Origin of the sequence: Marivivens niveibacter (assembly GCF_002150005.2) — a bacterium.
GTDB lineage: Bacteria > Pseudomonadota > Alphaproteobacteria > Rhodobacterales > Rhodobacteraceae > Marivivens > Marivivens niveibacter.
Window position 1 is genome coordinate 279,216 of sequence record NZ_MSPP01000001.1, and the last position, 15,007, is coordinate 294,222.

The following is a 15,007-nucleotide window of genomic DNA, read 5'->3' on the forward strand; positions in this document are numbered from 1 at the left end:
TAACAGGTTTACCCTTTATGGATCACGACCCGATGAATACTCCGACCAGCCGCGCATTGGTGCCGTTCAACAACACGCTACCAGCCCGCGCGACACAAACAGAAACCAATGCCCAAACGGCCTATGACCAGCACGAACCCGCGCCGGTTGATTTTGCATTGGTACGTCGGGAAACCCATTTGAAAGATAAGGCAGATGTTGAAAAATATTTGCCAGATATCTTGGGTCGCGCGTTGGCGCGGATTTGGATCGATAACCAGTTTCGCGACCGTTTCGCAGCTGGGCCAGTTGAAACTTTGGCCGCTTATGGCGTGTACCTGCCGCGCACCATTTCGATTGATTTTGTGACCGTCGGTACGCCGCGCCCGCAGATCGTTGTTTATGAACAGCGGTTCCCCGGCGCGCCGCGTCGCAAGTTGCTGTATTTACGTCTATCGATGGTTGCGGGGCGCTGATGAAACGGCTGTTCGTCATATCATCTGTAATGGCCTGTCTGGCTGCCGCCGCCCCTGCATCTAGTTTGCAAGAGGCGATGGATATGTATGCCGCTGGCGATCCTGCTGGCGCAGCTGCGGCATATAGCGAATTGGCACACGGCGGAAATGCCCGCGCGCAGTTCAATTTGGCGCTCATGTTCTATGCAGGCCAAGGCGTGCCGCAGAATTACAGCGATGCTTTTGTTTGGGCATGGCGGGCAAAACTGCAAGGCGTCCAGCAAGCTGAGGTGCTGATCGGGCGCGTTGTGGATTCTATTTCGCGCGACGAACGTACCGCATTGGTGGATGTTCTATCGGCGGAATTGGCACCAAAAATTGCGCAGGGCGACGCCAAAGCGATGCTTGCAATGTCCATAATCCAATCGGATTTGTTGCCGCGCCCTGATTTGGTGCAAACCTATGTGTGGCAATCGCTGTCTGTCGTGGCGGGACTGGATGCCGCTGCAACGCTGCGCGATGAAACGTTCCGCGGCCTGTCAGCACGCGATCAAGTCAAAGCCCAGACTGAGGCACGCGTTGCGTTTGATAACTGGTGCGAAACAGCAACCGTTCCACAACCTGCCTGCCGCGTAATCCGCTAACCCACAAAATGCGAAACCCTGTCAAATGACAGGGCCGCATTTAGATGGTCAAACTTGAAAAATTTTAGTGTTTGCGAAACCGTGCGATGGTTTCTGCATCTTCGACGCTCAGACCCAATTCGGTGCTGATGTGCGACGCGCTTTGGCCTGTGCGGGCCATTGCAATGGCTTCCTCGATCATACGTTCGCCGGCCAGCCAATCCATATCGGATTGCAGATTGCGGATGTCGTCATGGACGCGGTGGATCAGGTCCGCCTGATGGGCTTCGATCCGGTTTGCGACGCCTGACAGGCGTTCATCGATCTGTGCGATCAGATCCACGTTTTCTGTTGGGCTGCATGCGGCAGCCTTCGCTTTGCGAACACGCAGGGTGTAAAACGCAATCACGAAAGCCCCGAGCAGGGCAACGGCGGCGTATAGGACCGTCGGCGTCATCAATCCAGGCAAAGTCATGCCGTGCTCTCCGGTGTAGTCAAGAATTCAGTTCGAGGTAGCTTTCAAACAGGCTATCCGTGATCGCGTCCAGATCGATCGGATAGTCTCCATTCGCAATCTGTTCCTGCAACTTGGTCACCAAAGCCAATTCGATCGGCGGTTGCTTGAGCTCCTGAGGAACGCTCACAATCGCTGATTTGATTTCCATAGTGTCACCCGCCGGCGCGCCAGCAACTGGCGACGCTGGAACAGCCGTTCCGGCGGATTTATTACCTTTTAGACGTGCCGCGCTCGCGGCGTCGTCTGCAGCGCGCTTTAACTGCGGGGCGCCACCCGAGTTAATTGAGTCAACCATCTGAGACCTCCATTCGTGGCCAGTAACGGCAGGTAATTAAGGAATGTTAGGGCGTAGAATGACAGAGTTTTCGCCATTTACGATTCCGTTCACAATTTCCCCGGACGATAGATTTCGAAGCTCGATAACATCGCCCAACCTTCCATTTTCTAGTGCTTCACCAGGGGCAACCACTGAAATCGCCCCAACTGATACTTGTAGTGCAAGAGGCGTGCCGCTTTGGACCAGCCAGTCGGGTTCTAGGTGACGTAGGTGCAAAATTTGTTCGGCACCCAACGTGGATTTCAGTCTGCGACCGATAACCAATTGTGGATCAACAAAAATATCTGCCGCTGATCGTGTTGATCGGGGCACCAATGTCACGTCTGCAGGGCCGATCATTTCGCCGATTTGCATGGATCGTTTCAACGCAACGACCATCATCTGATCAACATCGGGCGAAACCGCACGGGTCGGGCGGTCGGCTGGTTGAAACTGCGGAGCCGGTAAATTTGTGCGCATCGCGCGGGTCCAGCGCGGGTTTGGGCACGAAATTTCTGCTGTCGCCCAACCGCCGTTTAACGGGGCGATAGATGGCGTCGCGTTACATGCTGGAAATGGGCGGATTGGGGCATTCGGGCGCGGGTTCTGAATACCTGTTGCGCGCATGGCATCGGCCACCAGCTCTGCGGCCTGAGTGCCGGATATGCCGCGACTGTAATCGGTTTGCGCCATTGCTGGTGATGCCAGCAGGGCAATGATCCATAACGCCCGCATCTGTTACAGACCTGTTTCCAAAAACCGCACGGGGCGGCCAACCAATTGCGATGCGGATACGGTTGGGTCCATTGGGCGCAAGGTTGCGTTACGGTTTGCGATCGATACGATTTCCAACATTTGGACGCTATGCCCATGGTCGGCTGTAAATGCGACGGCACCACGTGTCAGGCCCTGACGCGCACCAACATCGACCGACAGATAGTCACCGGACGCTGCTAGAACAGAGGTCAGCGGGGAACAGGATTGAATGCTAAGCAAATCATCGAATTCTTGTGCCAAACCTTGGGATAGATCAGTGATCATCTGACCACGCGTGCGCTGGGTTATGGCGGTTGCATTGCCTAAAACATTAGGGCCTGGGATTGGGGTTTGGCGAATAACATCGTGGCGGGTCACGTTGCCGTCGGAATGGACCAGCGCCAGCGCCATGGTCAATTGTGCGAAATTGCGGCGGCCTTGCGCCACGACATCAACGCGGATATCAGGGGCAAAGCCGAAATCACCCGAGGTCAGCCGAACGTCGCCTTGGGTCAGAACGGTGTAATCGCGGGCGGCACGGGCATCAGACAGGCCGACAGGCATCGCGCGGTCGGTGATCCGCAGCGTTTCGACCGCGCGGTGGCGATCCAATACACCATACAGCTGTTGCACCACGTCATAGGCCACCTGTTCCGTCCAGAACGGGGCATTCGGCGATACGGATATGCGCGGCTGGTACGTGATGATATGCAACCTGTTCGCCGCCTGACAGGATGTCAGTGCGTCATTGCCAACCATCGCCTGAATGCGCACGGTCCAAACGTGACCATTCAGAGATTGGTGAATGATATTGTGCTGTAACACGCGGCCCGTTGGGCGCACGATCAGCAGATCGCGCTCAATGCGGCCCATGTTAGCGACGCTGTGCGCCTTTATCGCGGCTCCGCCCGCCAAAGAGGCGTTCAGCAGCGCATCCATCAACGCGCGTCTGCGTGCGGATTCTGTGTCGTTACTGCCGGTGACAAATCCGAAACCTTCGGCTTCGACGCGAATGGCGTCTTGTGCCGAGGCCGTTTGGGCCAGCACCAATAGCGAAGTGATCAGGATCAGAAACCGGCGCAGCATCACAGGGCTCCTTGGGCGGCGCGAACGATATAAGCGACCGTGTCGGCGTCCAGCGCGAGTTTAACTTCGTAGCCGTCAGAGCCTTTGGGATTAATAGATACGGTACGGGCGCCGCGGATGGTGCCATCGACCGATGCAGACAGGGTATCGCTGATCACACGGGCCTGACCAACGGTGGTCGACGCGTTGATATGAATGCCATGTACCTGTTCTGTCAGGTCACGCAGCGCATCCAGACGTGCGGCGCGCAGAGCCATCAGACGTTTTTGATTTGTCGTTGCGCCAGGCTGATTTGCGATTTGGGCAAACCCCAGACCTTCGATCATAAATGGCATCGCGACAGTTGTATCCGGCGCGGTAGCGGTTGGTTGGCCGTCGGCGGTATGAACTACCACAGGGGCCGCGACGCGGGTTGGTTCTGCGATCGTTGTGCCCGCAGTTTCCAGTGTTTGCAGATCGTCACGCAGTTGCGCGATTTCTGCGCTGTAGGCGCTGGGATCTTCGGGCAGGGCGTCTTGGGCTGTCATGTTGGTATCCATGCAGGCCGCCAACAGTGGCGCAACGGCAAGGCCGATCAGCGCGGGGCGTTTGTACTGTCTTAGTGTCACGGGTTCGGCTCCTAGAGGGCGGGTTCGATTTGCCCTTGGGTCTGCAAACCCCGTGCCAAGTTTTCAGCGCCCTCAACCGTACAAACTGGCACGGCCTTTGCAGATCAACGTCCGAATGAAATCGACAATCGGACCTGACACCCAATGCGATCCCAGATCCTGAATACATCTAAAGGTTTATCATAATGGCGACAGTTGCGCGTACATCTATGTTGGGCCGTTTGGGCGACATGACATTGCCAATCGGCATCTTGGCGATCATGGCGATGATGGTTCTGCCACTGCCTGTTGTGCTGCTGGATACGTTTTTCGTGTCCAATATCGTTCTGTCCCTGTTGGTACTGATGGTAGCGCTGCACAGCTACCGACCACTAGATTTTTCTAGCTTTCCCAGCATCTTGCTGATCGCGACCGTTCTACGTCTGGCACTGAACGTAGCATCGACCCGCATCGTTCTAAGTGAAGGCCATTCAGGTAGCGCGGCGGCGGGTAAGGTGATCCAAGCCTTCGGTGAATTCGTGATCGCGGGGAATTTCCTTGTTGGTCTTTTGGTGTTTGCAATCCTTGTGATTATCAACCTTGTGGTGATTACCAAAGGTGCGGGCCGCGTATCCGAAGTGTCCGCACGTTTCACTTTGGACGCGATGCCTGGCAAACAGATGGCCATTGATGCCGACCTGAATGCCGGACTTTTGACACCCGAAGACGCCAAAGTGCGTCGGGCTGACGTCGCTGCCGAGGCAGATTTCTACGGTGCGATGGACGGTGCGTCGAAATTTGTCAAAGGCGACGCGATTGCCGGTATCCTTATTTTGGTCATCAACGTGCTGGGCGGCATCCTGATCGGCACCATCCAGCATGGCCTGTCGGCAGGGGATGCGGCGCAAACCTATATCCTGCTGTCCATCGGTGACGGTCTGGTCGCACAGATCCCATCCTTGCTGCTGTCGATTGCAACTGCGGTGATCGTGACCCGTGTATCGTCCAGCCACGACATGGCCGACCTGATCGGTAAACAGATGAGCCTGCGCCGCGCGTGGGTGCCTGTGGCGGGCGTTATGGCGCTGCTTGGTATGGTGCCTGGTATGCCGAATGTCCTGTTCCTGCTGGCTGCTGCTGGCGCTGGCGCTATGGCGTATTTTTCCCGTGAAGACGGGGATGAGGCGGTCGAAGGCGAAGTTATGCCAGGGGCTGCGCCTCAGGCGGGCGGCGCTGCGGCGGCTCCAGCTGGTGGTGATGAATCCAGCGAAGGTATCGTACCCGAAGACGTCACCGACAATGCTCCGATTTCGCTCCAGATCGGCTATGGCCTGATCCAGATGGCGGGCGGCGAAAATGGTGCGCTGGTGTCGCGTATCACTGGCATCCGCAAAGATCTGTCCAAGGCGATGGGCTTTGTCGTGCCGGGCGTGCGTATCCGCGATGACCTGAGCCTTCCGCCTAATTCCTATCGCATCCGTATAGGCCACCGCATTGTTGGCGAAGATCAGGTTTATCCTGACCGCAAGCTGGCATTGCCCGGTGGTGCATCGGTCCGCAAACTGCGCGGGATCGAAGTGAGAGACCCATCGTTCGGTATGGACGCCATCTGGATCCTACCGCAGCAGGTGACCGAAGCGGAATCCGACGACTATGTGGTTGTAGAACCTGAATCGGTGATCGCAACGCACCTAAGCCAAGTCGTGACATCCAACGCGGCGGACCTGATTGGCCCTGATGACGTTCAGGCGCTGCTGGATAACCTGTCCAAGGTAACGCCAACTTTGGTCACTTCGGTTGTGCCGAAACTGGTGCCTTTGCACACGCTGACGGCTGTTCTGCGTCATCTACTGGCGGGCCGTATCCCGATTTCCGACCTGCGCCGCATCTTGGAAGGTCTGGCCGAACTATCGGGCCGCAATCTGCCGCCTATTGAAATGGCCGAAGCGTTGCGCCCATCCCTGACGCCGCTTTTGTTGCAGCAGCTGGGGTCGATTACGCAGCCTTTGCCGCTGATCACACTGGACCCCGAACTAGAACAGATCCTGATCCGCGCCCGTCAGGCGGGTGATCTGGATGGTGGTCTCGTGGTGGACAATGGTCTGGCATCGACGGTGATCACGTCGATCTCCGAAGCTGCCGACAAAGCCGCAGGCGAAGGTCGCACACCTGTGATCGTGGTCGCCAGCCCGCTGCGCCGTTCGTTCGCCGCGTTCCTGCGCCCGCACATGCCTGATGCCATCGTGATTGGCATCAATGAACTACCCGATACCCGTCGAGTCGAGGTCGTCGCCGTTATCGGCGGTCAGGCCGGCATTCCCGCCCCTAATGGCGCCCGTTGAGTGAGGTAAACCATGTCTACTATTGTTGTACGCGCATCTGATACTGCCCTTGCCATGGACGAGGTCGTCAAACGACTGGGGCAAGACGCCTATATCCTATCGACCAAACAAAAAAACGGTCAGGTCGAGGTTCGCGCCACGACCGAAGCGCCCAAACGCCGCAAACCGCCGCGCATGACGCCAATGAACAAAACCTTTGGCGAGGTATTGGCGGAACGTTCAGGACAGCCCGTTGGCCCTGATCCGCGCGACATCCGTGATAACAACCCACACCAGCCAGCGTTCCGCCCGACAATGACGAAATCGTCTGGTGGATGGCCAGGTTTGGCGCCCGGGTTTGTGGCAGACCTGTGGGTCGAACTAGGCCAGCCCGCTGGCCAAGAGGACGGGTTCCTTAGCGACATATGCGGCGCTGTTCTGGATGAAAATTACCTTGCTGGCCGCACAGCGCGGACGCTGATCGTTGGCCCGCAGGGCGCTGGTAAATCCACGTTGGCGGCCCGCATGGCGACGTTGATGATGACCGAACGGACACACGTGGTGCCGCGCCTAATTGCCCCGCGCAAGGCACGTCTGATGTCCGAAGATCGTCTAACAGGGCAGGCGCGTTTGCTAGGGCTGAACGTCGAACGCCCATTGGTCAATGAAATCCGCCTACGCCCAGATTGGGGGCTGGTCGATCCAGCTGCTCCGCAAATTTTTGATCTGGATGTTACCTGTGCGGGATTGGCTGAAACGTTGATGATCGAAGGCCAAACCGAAATCATCCTGTGCTTGCCAACTGGGATGCATCCCGCGCTGTTGGCACGCCATTTGAAAGAGTGGTCCCATCTGAGCCCGCGCGTGTGTTTCACACGTGTCGATGAATGGGCACCGATGCCCGAAGAATTCTGCGCCATCGCGGCGGCTGGTCTGAAACTGTCCCTGTGGGGGCAGGGTGCAGGGCTGGTTGACGCTTTGCAGCGGCCATGCCGCGCGGACATCCGCGCCATCGCCAATGGATGGCTGACCCCAGTGTCAGGAGGCCGCTGATGACGAAACTACGTACCCAACCCGCCAAAAAGGGAGTACGCAAATGCTGCTAACCAAAGGCTATTCCGAACAGACCATTTCGCCTGATAAACTGGTCGCGGACCACATGCACATCGTGCGCAAAATCGCGTGGCATATGTATGGCCGCGTTGGCCGCATGGTCGAAGTCGATGATTTGTTGCAGGTCGGTTATATGGGCCTGATTGATGCCAGCCGTCGCTACAAACCAAAGGCGGGCGCGTCATTCGGGTCCTATGCCGCGATCCGCGTGCGTGGATCGATCGTGGACTTTTTGCGCGATAACGCCAGTGTTTGCCGCAGCACGATTGTGATGCAGCAAAAGGTGCGCGCGGCAACGGCCAAGTTGGAACAAGCGCTGATGCGCGCGCCCGAAAAAGAAGAAGTCGCCGAAGAGCTGGGGATCGAAGTTGGCCAGCTAGAGGAATGGGAAACCCGTTTCGCCGCCAGCCAAGTCAAATCGCTGGACGAGCTGTACACGGACCAATCCAAGCTGTTTTCGGACGGTGCGCATACGGTCGAAGACAAACTGCAAAACCAGCAGATGAAAGCGATGTTGCGTCGTGCGCTGGGCCAACTGCCTGAACGCGAAGCCTTGTTGTTGCAGCTGTATTACGTCGAAGAATTGAACGTCTACGAGATTGCCAAAGTGTTGGGCGTCACGACGGGTCGCGTCAGCCAAATCAAAAAGGCTGCCGTTGAACGCTTGCGTAAATTTATCGCAGAAATGGAAGAGGGCGAGTAATTCACCCGCCCTCTAAAATTCTACCGATGTGATCAGCGATCAAATGTTGAACGCCGGCATCACCATCGCGCCCGCAGCCAGACGTAGCGACCATTCTTTGATGTCATCGGCAAAGCGTTCGGATGCATTTGGAACGGCCGTCAGCAAAGCTTTAACAGCGATCTGCGACATGTCTTCTTCGCGGTCCAAGCCTTCGATATCCAGCTCTGTCCAATCGATACCGCCGACGCGGGTTTCGCATTTGTCGTCAGAAAAACGGATGAACCATTCAAATCCGAACAATTCAAACAGAACAGTGTTTTCACCGACCTGCGCATTGCGGCGGTGGATCATGTGCATCCGAATGTAATCATGCGTCGTATCGCGTGTAGCTGCGATGATTTCAGCGGCAATTTCGGACCAGCCTTCTTCGACTGTGTTTTTCAGGTGTGTCCATTCCAGATCGGTTTCCAGACGATACGCCAGCATGTTCAGGTCAGAAAGTTCACCGATCATGTAATCGGTACCGCCGATGTTCAGACGTGCCAGCGGTTCTGGTTCACCACCCGCATTCAGATAATCAGTGGTATCTTCTGGTTCGGCAACAGCGGGGCGCTGTTCGGTGCGGTCGGTCATTTCGCCGTCGAATTGGCCAGTGCTGAAACACTGCAGCAAATCTGTGGCTTCGTCAGTCAGGTTGAATTCAGTGCCGTTCAATTCAGCAAGCCCTGCAATACGCAATGCCGTTTGTTCAACAGGGGATGCCGTGCCGCGGGTTGCCATGCGCAACAGACCCATCAGGGTATGAGATGCAGCGCCTGGGTCGTAACCTCGCAGGGCGTTGATCAGGTCTAGAAAATCGCCCGTGGTATAATACCGATGGGGAACGTGCGGCTTTGTCGCGGCCGTTTCGGTCGAGGTTTGCATGGCGTCCCTTGCTAGTTGAGTTACTATCTGAAACCTAAACGTAGCGGGGCAGGTATTGTTTAGATGCCAGTGGAGTTTTCACGCATCGACTAGCCGTTTGGAACCAAACCCGTCCGAAAGAAAAGCGGCCCCGAAGGGCCGCCCGTTTAATTAAACCGAGTCTTTGTAATTTACCGATTTTATATCGTCGCCCGGCGCCGATTTTTCGCGGCGCACAATCAGGCGGTTGATCGCGTTGATATAGGCCTTGGCCGAGGCAACCACTGTGTCGGTATCTGCCGATTGGCCCGTAGCGATGCGGCCGTCCTCTTCCAATTTAACGGAAACGGTGGCTTGGGCGTCGGTGCCTTTGGTCACGGCGTGCACCTGATACAGGTCCAGACGTCCGCCGTGCGGGTAGATTTCTTTGACCGCGTTGAATGTCGCGTCAACAGGGCCATCGCCAGTTGCAGTGACCGATTTTTCGACGCCTTCAACGGTCATCACCAGATCAGCGGTTTGCGGGCCATCGGTGCCGCAGACAACGCGCAGGGATTTCAGTTTCAGGACGTCCTCGACCGTGTCGTTCTGACGGATCAGTGCAACGATGTCGTCGTCGAACACCTCTTTCTTGCGGTCGGCCAGATCTTTGAAACGGACGAACAGGTCGTTCAACTGGTTGTCCGCCATGGTGTAACCCAGCGTGTCCAGTTTCGCGCGCAGCGCCGCGCGGCCCGAATGTTTGCCCAGTGGCAACGATGTGCCTGCCAGACCTACGTCCTCGGGGCGCATGATTTCGAACGTTTCCGCGTTTTTCAGCATGCCGTCTTGGTGAATGCCGGATTCATGCGCGAATGCGTTTTTACCAACGATCGCTTTGTTGAACTGTACTGGGAAACCCGAAGCAGTCGCAACGCGGCGCGAGATGTTCATGATCTTGGTCGTGTCGATGCCAGTGCTGAACGGCATGATGTCGTTGCGCACTTTCAGTGCCATTACGACCTCTTCCAACGCGGTGTTGCCCGCGCGTTCGCCCAAACCGTTGACGGTACATTCGATCTGACGCGCACCGCCCGCAACAGCGGCCAGAGCGTTCGCAGTCGCCATGCCCAAATCGTTGTGGCAGTGGGTCGCGAAAATCACATCATCCGCACCCGGTACAGTTTCGATCAGACGTTTGATCAGGTCGGCGGATTCCGCAGGGGCGGTGTAGCCAACGGTGTCAGGGATGTTGATCGTGGTTGCGCCTGCTTTGATCGCGATTTCGATCACGCGGCACAGGTAATCCCATTCCGTGCGGGTCGCATCCATTGGCGACCATTGAACGTTGTCACACAGGTTGCGCGCATGGCTGACGGTTTCGTGGATTTTATCCGCCATTTCATCCATGGTCAGGTTCGGGATCGCTCGGTGCAATGGCGATGTACCGATGAACGTGTGAATGCGGCCGGAACCTGCGTCTTTGATTGCTTCAGCGCAGCGGTCGATATCTTTGAAATTGGCACGGGCCAGACCACAGATCGTCGAATTTTTCGAACGCTGTGCAATTTCGGATACGGCGCGAAAATCACCTTCGGAGGCGATCGGGAAACCTGCTTCGATCACGTCGACGCCCATGTCGTCCAGCATCTCTGCGATTTCCAGTTTTTCGTCGTGGGTCATTGTTGCGCCTGGCGACTGTTCGCCGTCACGCAAGGTTGTGTCGAAAATCAACACGCGGTCTTTGGTCATGTCTGTATTCCTTGTCTTTTCTTAGCTTTGCCCGACGCTAGAACACCCCTGAGCGGTCGCGCCGGAAGGCACGCTCAGAGGCTGCTAAGAAGTAGAAGGCCGCGCGAAGGCACAGCACGGCAGTTGCCGGCATCGGTGGTGATATGTGTCAAGCGCGTCATGGCGTCGGACTATACCCATGATTCCCATGATGAAAAGGCCGAATTGACGCGGTTTGAATGATTTTCTGTCTGGAACAGGGCGGGGCGGGCTCTATTTCCGCAACATGAAACGGAATCTGGTGATAGGCGCATCAGGCGGCATCGGCGCGGCCATGGTGCAAGCGATGGATGGCGACACGATTGGGCTGTCGCGGTCGGTCAATGGTTTGGACGTCTGTGATGACGCCGGCGTGGCGCGTTTGATCGGCGATCTTGACGGCCCGTTTGACCGCATTTTTGTGGCGGTTGGCATTCTGGCCCCAGAAGGAGCAGCGCCCGAAAAATCACTGGCAGCCATTGATCCAGATGTGATGGCGCGGGTGTTTGCGGTGAACACCATCGGCGTGGCGACTGTGTTGAAACATGCCGCACGGAAACTGGCCGCGAACGGGCGGTTGGGCGTTTTAACAGCGCGGGTCGGGTCGATTGGCGATAACAATTTGGGCGGTTGGCACAGTTACCGCGCGTCCAAGGCCGCCGCGAACCAGATCATCCGCGGCGCGGCGCTGGAAATGAAACGTACCCACCGCGACGCCGTCGTGTTGGCGCTGCATCCCGGCACTGTTGAGACATCATTCACCGCCAATTACAAAGCTAAGAAATTACAGCCAACGGAATCCGCACAGATGCTGCTGGACGTTCTGGATAGCGCCACCGAAACGGGTGGTTTCTATGACTACGCTGGAAAACCGATCCCATGGTGAAACTGGTTTTGGTGCTGGGGGATCAACTGTCGCCCGATTTGTCCGCCTTGCGCGAAGCGGACATCGATACAGACATCGTCGTCATGGCCGAGGTCATGGGCGAGGCGACCTATGTCAAACACCACCCAAAGAAAATCGCGCTGATCCTGTCGGCCATGCGGAAATTTGCGGCCCGTTTGCGCGATGACGGGTGGACAGTGGCCTATTCCGAACTGGATGATCCTGAAAATTCGGGGACGATCACGGGCGAATTGCTGCGCTATGCGTCGCAGTATGAAGCGGATGAAATCATCGCCACCGAACCGGGGGAATGGCGCCTGATTTCTGCGCTCGAGGATATGCCGATCCCTGTGCATCAGTTCGGTGATGATCGTTTCGTTGCTACCCATTCGGATTTTGAAACGTGGGCCGACGATCGCAAGGCGCTGCGGATGGAATATTTCTACCGCGACATACGCCGCAAGACGGGGCTGCTCATGGACGGCGACCAGCCCGAGGGTGGTAAATGGAACTACGACCACGACAATCGCAAACCCGCCCCCGATCAGGTCGATTTCAACGGCCCAATGAATTTCTCGCCCGATGAAACGGTGAACGCCGTTCTTGATCTGGTCGAGGCAAAGTTCGACGACCATTTTGGCGATCTACGCCCGTTCTGGTTTGCGGCGGATACAGAACAGGCGCGGCGGCAGTTGACCCATTGGGTCAAAGGCGGATTGCCCAAATTCGGCGATTTTCAGGACGCGATGCTGACGGGGCAGCGGTTTCTGTGGCATTCGATCATTTCGATGTACATCAACATCGGTCTGCTATCCCCGTTAGAGGCCTGTCAGGCCGCCGAAGATGCCTACCGCAACGGCGATGCCCCGCTAAACGCTGTCGAAGGGTTTATTCGTCAGATCATCGGTTGGCGTGAATATGTGCGGGGCATCTATTTCCTGCACGGGCCCGATTATGTGGACCGCAACGCGCTGGGTCATCACCGCGATTTGCCGTGGTTTTACTGGGGTGGCGACACAAAAATGCATTGCATTTCACAGGCCGTCGAACAAACCCGCACGGATGCCTATGCTCACCATATCCAGCGCCTGATGGTCACGGGTAATTTTGGCCTACTGGCGGGGATCGATCCGCATCAACTGCATGAATGGTATTTGTCGGTCTATGCAGATGCCTTTGAATGGGTCGAGGCGCCTAACACCATAGGGATGAGCCAGTTTGCCGATGGCGGCGTGATCGCGTCGAAACCCTATGTCAGTAGCGGCAATTACATCGACAAGATGTCGGACTACTGCAAATCCTGCGACTACAAGGTCAAAGATAAAACAGGCCCCGATGCGTGTCCGTTTAACCTGCTGTATTGGCATTTTCTGGATCGTCACCGCGACAGGTTCAAAGATAACCACCGCATGGGCAATATCTATCGCACGTGGGACCGCATGGACGAAGACCGCCAAAAGGCGGTCCTGTCTGATGCGGAAAACTGGCTGTCGAAACTGGACGCTGGCGACGTGATCTAAGGCCGTCAGGCCTTAGTTCGCTGTGGTTTCTTCGGTCGCTTCGCCGTCGGTGGTGTCTTCGGCGACGTATAAATCATCGTTCCATTCACCAGCTTCCACCTCGCCCGAGGCATAGGTCATCGTGCCTGCGCCCTGACGGCGGCCCGATACGAACATGCCTTCGTATTTGTCGCCGTTGGAATATGTCGCAACGCCAAAGCCCGCGATTTCGCCGTTTTGCCAATCCCCAGTGTAGGTAAAGGTTTCATCGGTTTCGGTCGCTGGGTTGTCGGGAATGGTGATTGTGCCTGTACCCGTACGCTGGCCGCCTGCAAATTCGCCATCATAGACGGACCCGTCGGCATAGGTGGCAATGCCTTTGCCTTCGCGTTGACCGTTGGCCCATTCGCCTTCGTAGGTGTAACCATCGCCGTAGCGCATAATGCCAAAGCCGTGGTTTTTGGCGGCTTTGAATTCGCCTTCGTAGACCAGACCGTTGGTGTAGGTGGCGATGCCTTGGCCGTCGATGACGCCATTGGCCCAGCCGCCTTCGTAGGTTGAACCGTCGGGATACGTAATTTTGCCAGTGCCGTTTGGCAGATCGTCAGCAAATTCGCCGACGTAGACCGATCCGTCGGCATAGGTGACTTGCGCCTGCCCCGACATCGCGCCGTTTTCCCACGATCCAACGTATACATATCCATCGGTGCCGCGGAACGTGCCCTGGCCGTGGCGGCGGTCGTCCGCAAATCCGCCCTGATAAATATCGCCGTTGGAATAGGTGACGGTGCCTGTGCCTTCGCGGCGGCCCGCGACCAGATCACCTTCGTAGATGTCGCCATTGGGTTGGACCAAACGGCCTGTGCCTTCGATCTGGCCCGCGACCCACGTGCCTTCGTACACAGTGCCGTCCGGCATGGTCAGCTTGCCTGCGCCTTCGCGGTCATCGCGCGCCAATTCGCCTTCGTAGACCGTGCCATCGGGGTAGGTGATGGTGCCGCTGCCGTCTTTGACACCGTTGACCCAAGTGCCGACATAGGAATAGCCGTTTGTTGCGGTCATCGTGCCCATGCCGTGGTGCATTGCGTTGCGGAATTCGCCTTCGTAGGTTACGCCATTTGCGTATTGGGCAATGCCCGACCCCGTGATGTTACCATCAACCCAATCACCTTCGTAGGTGCCGCCATCAGCAAAGGTGATTTTGCCGGTTCCGCTGGGTTTACCTTCGGTGAATTGGCCTTCGTAAACCGATCCGTTGGGGAAACGTGCGGTTCCCATGCCTTGGATGCGGCCATCGACCCATTCACCTGTGTATTCATAACCATTAGGCAGGCGATACGTGCCAATGCCCTGCTGTTTACCATCGACGAATTCGCCTTCGTAGACGCCGCCGTCCTCGTACTGTTTTGTTTGGATGTCCTGAGCCATGGACGCCCCTGCCATCAAGGCAAATGCAACCCCGCCTACCAGCGCAACGTTCCGAGTCATTGTGGTCTTCCCTGTTTCAGCACCGCAGACGTTAATCGACATGG

The 15,007-nt window shown here is 56.8% G+C and carries 15 protein-coding genes; 7 read left to right on the forward strand and 8 right to left on the reverse strand.

Features of this window, described 5'->3' with window-relative positions:
• Positions 1-17: 17 nt before the first annotated feature.
• Together BVC71_RS01425 and BVC71_RS01430 are read left to right on the forward strand one after the other, a co-directional pair.
• Positions 18-455, forward strand: a complete 438-nt coding sequence (locus tag BVC71_RS01425; RefSeq protein ID WP_086449853.1) for a hypothetical protein — start codon at positions 18-20, stop codon at positions 453-455.
• Positions 455-1,078 carry an SEL1-like repeat protein gene (locus BVC71_RS01430; protein ID WP_086449854.1) on the forward strand — a complete coding sequence of 208 codons (624 nt, stop codon included), beginning with the start codon at positions 455-457 and terminating at the stop codon, positions 1,076-1,078. Before BVC71_RS01425 ends, BVC71_RS01430 begins: the two co-directional genes overlap by 1 nt.
• A 64-nt stretch (positions 1,079-1,142) precedes the next feature.
• On the opposite strand, the gene BVC71_RS01435 is transcribed toward BVC71_RS01430, so the two are convergent.
• The 5 genes from BVC71_RS01435 to BVC71_RS01455 are packed head-to-tail and all read right to left on the reverse strand — an operon-like array spanning position 1,143 to position 4,340.
• Positions 1,143-1,532: a hypothetical protein gene (locus tag BVC71_RS01435; protein ID WP_086449855.1), complete on the reverse strand. Its 390-nt coding sequence runs from the start codon at positions 1,530-1,532 to the stop codon at positions 1,143-1,145.
• A 19-nt stretch (positions 1,533-1,551) separates the two neighbouring features.
• On the reverse strand, positions 1,552-1,869 hold the full coding sequence (locus tag BVC71_RS01440; RefSeq protein WP_086449856.1) for a flagellar biosynthesis anti-sigma factor FlgM: 318 nt from the start codon (positions 1,867-1,869) through the stop codon (positions 1,552-1,554).
• 36 nt (positions 1,870-1,905) lie between these two features.
• A complete protein-coding gene (gene flgA / locus BVC71_RS01445; RefSeq protein WP_086449857.1) occupies positions 1,906-2,625 on the reverse strand; it encodes a flagellar basal body P-ring formation chaperone FlgA in 720 nt (239 codons plus the stop codon).
• A 3-nt stretch (positions 2,626-2,628) separates the two neighbouring features.
• On the reverse strand, positions 2,629-3,732 hold the full coding sequence (locus BVC71_RS01450) for a hypothetical protein (RefSeq protein WP_086449858.1): 1,104 nt from the start codon (positions 3,730-3,732) through the stop codon (positions 2,629-2,631).
• Positions 3,732-4,340, reverse strand: a complete 609-nt coding sequence (locus tag BVC71_RS01455; protein ID WP_240516744.1) for an LPP20 family lipoprotein — start codon at positions 4,338-4,340, stop codon at positions 3,732-3,734. Before BVC71_RS01455 ends, BVC71_RS01450 begins: the two co-directional genes overlap by 1 nt.
• 182 nt (positions 4,341-4,522) lie before the next feature.
• On the opposite strand from BVC71_RS01455, the gene flhA reads away from it, so the two are divergent.
• Genes flhA through BVC71_RS01470 form a run of 3 tightly spaced genes read left to right on the forward strand, consistent with a single transcriptional unit; the run spans position 4,523 to position 8,456 of the window.
• Entirely contained in the window at positions 4,523-6,661 is a 2,139-nt protein-coding gene (flhA, locus tag BVC71_RS01460) for a flagellar biosynthesis protein FlhA (RefSeq protein WP_420845596.1), read from the forward strand.
• 12 nt (positions 6,662-6,673) lie between these two features.
• Positions 6,674-7,693 carry a P-loop NTPase family protein gene (locus BVC71_RS01465; protein ID WP_133064473.1) on the forward strand — a complete coding sequence of 340 codons (1,020 nt, stop codon included), beginning with the start codon at positions 6,674-6,676 and terminating at the stop codon, positions 7,691-7,693.
• Positions 7,694-7,736: 43 nt separating this feature from the next.
• A complete protein-coding gene (locus BVC71_RS01470) occupies positions 7,737-8,456 on the forward strand; it encodes a sigma-70 family RNA polymerase sigma factor (protein WP_086449861.1) in 720 nt (239 codons plus the stop codon).
• 39 nt (positions 8,457-8,495) lie between these two features.
• Here the strand turns inward: BVC71_RS01470 and BVC71_RS01475 are convergent, their stop codons facing one another.
• Positions 8,496-9,362 (reverse strand): hypothetical protein, encoded by an 867-nt coding sequence (locus BVC71_RS01475; RefSeq protein WP_086449862.1) that lies wholly within the window; start codon positions 9,360-9,362, stop codon positions 8,496-8,498.
• A gap of 150 nt (positions 9,363-9,512) precedes the next feature.
• Positions 9,513-11,072 (reverse strand): 2-isopropylmalate synthase, encoded by a 1,560-nt coding sequence (locus BVC71_RS01480; RefSeq protein WP_086449863.1) that lies wholly within the window; start codon positions 11,070-11,072, stop codon positions 9,513-9,515.
• A 265-nt stretch (positions 11,073-11,337) separates the two neighbouring features.
• On the opposite strand from BVC71_RS01480, the gene BVC71_RS01485 reads away from it, so the two are divergent.
• A complete protein-coding gene (locus BVC71_RS01485; protein WP_086449864.1) occupies positions 11,338-11,976 on the forward strand; it encodes an SDR family NAD(P)-dependent oxidoreductase in 639 nt (212 codons plus the stop codon).
• Positions 11,970-13,496 carry a cryptochrome/photolyase family protein gene (locus BVC71_RS01490; protein ID WP_086449865.1) on the forward strand — a complete coding sequence of 509 codons (1,527 nt, stop codon included), beginning with the start codon at positions 11,970-11,972 and terminating at the stop codon, positions 13,494-13,496. The genes BVC71_RS01485 and BVC71_RS01490 overlap by 7 nt, the downstream gene beginning before the upstream one ends.
• Positions 13,497-13,508: 12 nt before the next feature.
• On the opposite strand, the gene BVC71_RS01495 is transcribed toward BVC71_RS01490, so the two are convergent.
• The gene (locus BVC71_RS01495) at positions 13,509-14,963 is read right to left on the reverse strand and encodes an MORN repeat-containing protein (protein ID WP_086450634.1); all 1,455 of its coding nucleotides are present in this window, start codon (positions 14,961-14,963) and stop codon (positions 13,509-13,511) included.
• Positions 14,964-15,007 lie beyond the last annotated feature (44 nt).

Coding starts and splice junctions, on each gene's coding strand:
- BVC71_RS01425 (WP_086449853.1), top strand. CDS start 18: ATGGATCACGACCCGATGAATACTCCGACCAGCCGCGCATTGGTGCCG.
- BVC71_RS01430 (WP_086449854.1), top strand. CDS start 455: ATGAAACGGCTGTTCGTCATATCATCTGTAATGGCCTGTCTGGCTGCC.
- BVC71_RS01435 (WP_086449855.1), bottom strand. CDS start 1,532: ATGACTTTGCCTGGATTGATGACGCCGACGGTCCTATACGCCGCCGTT.
- BVC71_RS01440 (WP_086449856.1), bottom strand. CDS start 1,869: ATGGTTGACTCAATTAACTCGGGTGGCGCCCCGCAGTTAAAGCGCGCT.
- flgA (WP_086449857.1), bottom strand. CDS start 2,625: ATGCGGGCGTTATGGATCATTGCCCTGCTGGCATCACCAGCAATGGCG.
- BVC71_RS01450 (WP_086449858.1), bottom strand. CDS start 3,732: ATGCTGCGCCGGTTTCTGATCCTGATCACTTCGCTATTGGTGCTGGCC.
- BVC71_RS01465 (WP_133064473.1), top strand. CDS start 6,674: ATGTCTACTATTGTTGTACGCGCATCTGATACTGCCCTTGCCATGGAC.
- BVC71_RS01470 (WP_086449861.1), top strand. CDS start 7,737: ATGCTGCTAACCAAAGGCTATTCCGAACAGACCATTTCGCCTGATAAA.
- BVC71_RS01475 (WP_086449862.1), bottom strand. CDS start 9,362: ATGCAAACCTCGACCGAAACGGCCGCGACAAAGCCGCACGTTCCCCAT.
- BVC71_RS01480 (WP_086449863.1), bottom strand. CDS start 11,072: ATGACCAAAGACCGCGTGTTGATTTTCGACACAACCTTGCGTGACGGC.
- BVC71_RS01485 (WP_086449864.1), top strand. CDS start 11,338: ATGAAACGGAATCTGGTGATAGGCGCATCAGGCGGCATCGGCGCGGCC.
- BVC71_RS01490 (WP_086449865.1), top strand. CDS start 11,970: ATGGTGAAACTGGTTTTGGTGCTGGGGGATCAACTGTCGCCCGATTTG.
- BVC71_RS01495 (WP_086450634.1), bottom strand. CDS start 14,963: ATGACTCGGAACGTTGCGCTGGTAGGCGGGGTTGCATTTGCCTTGATG.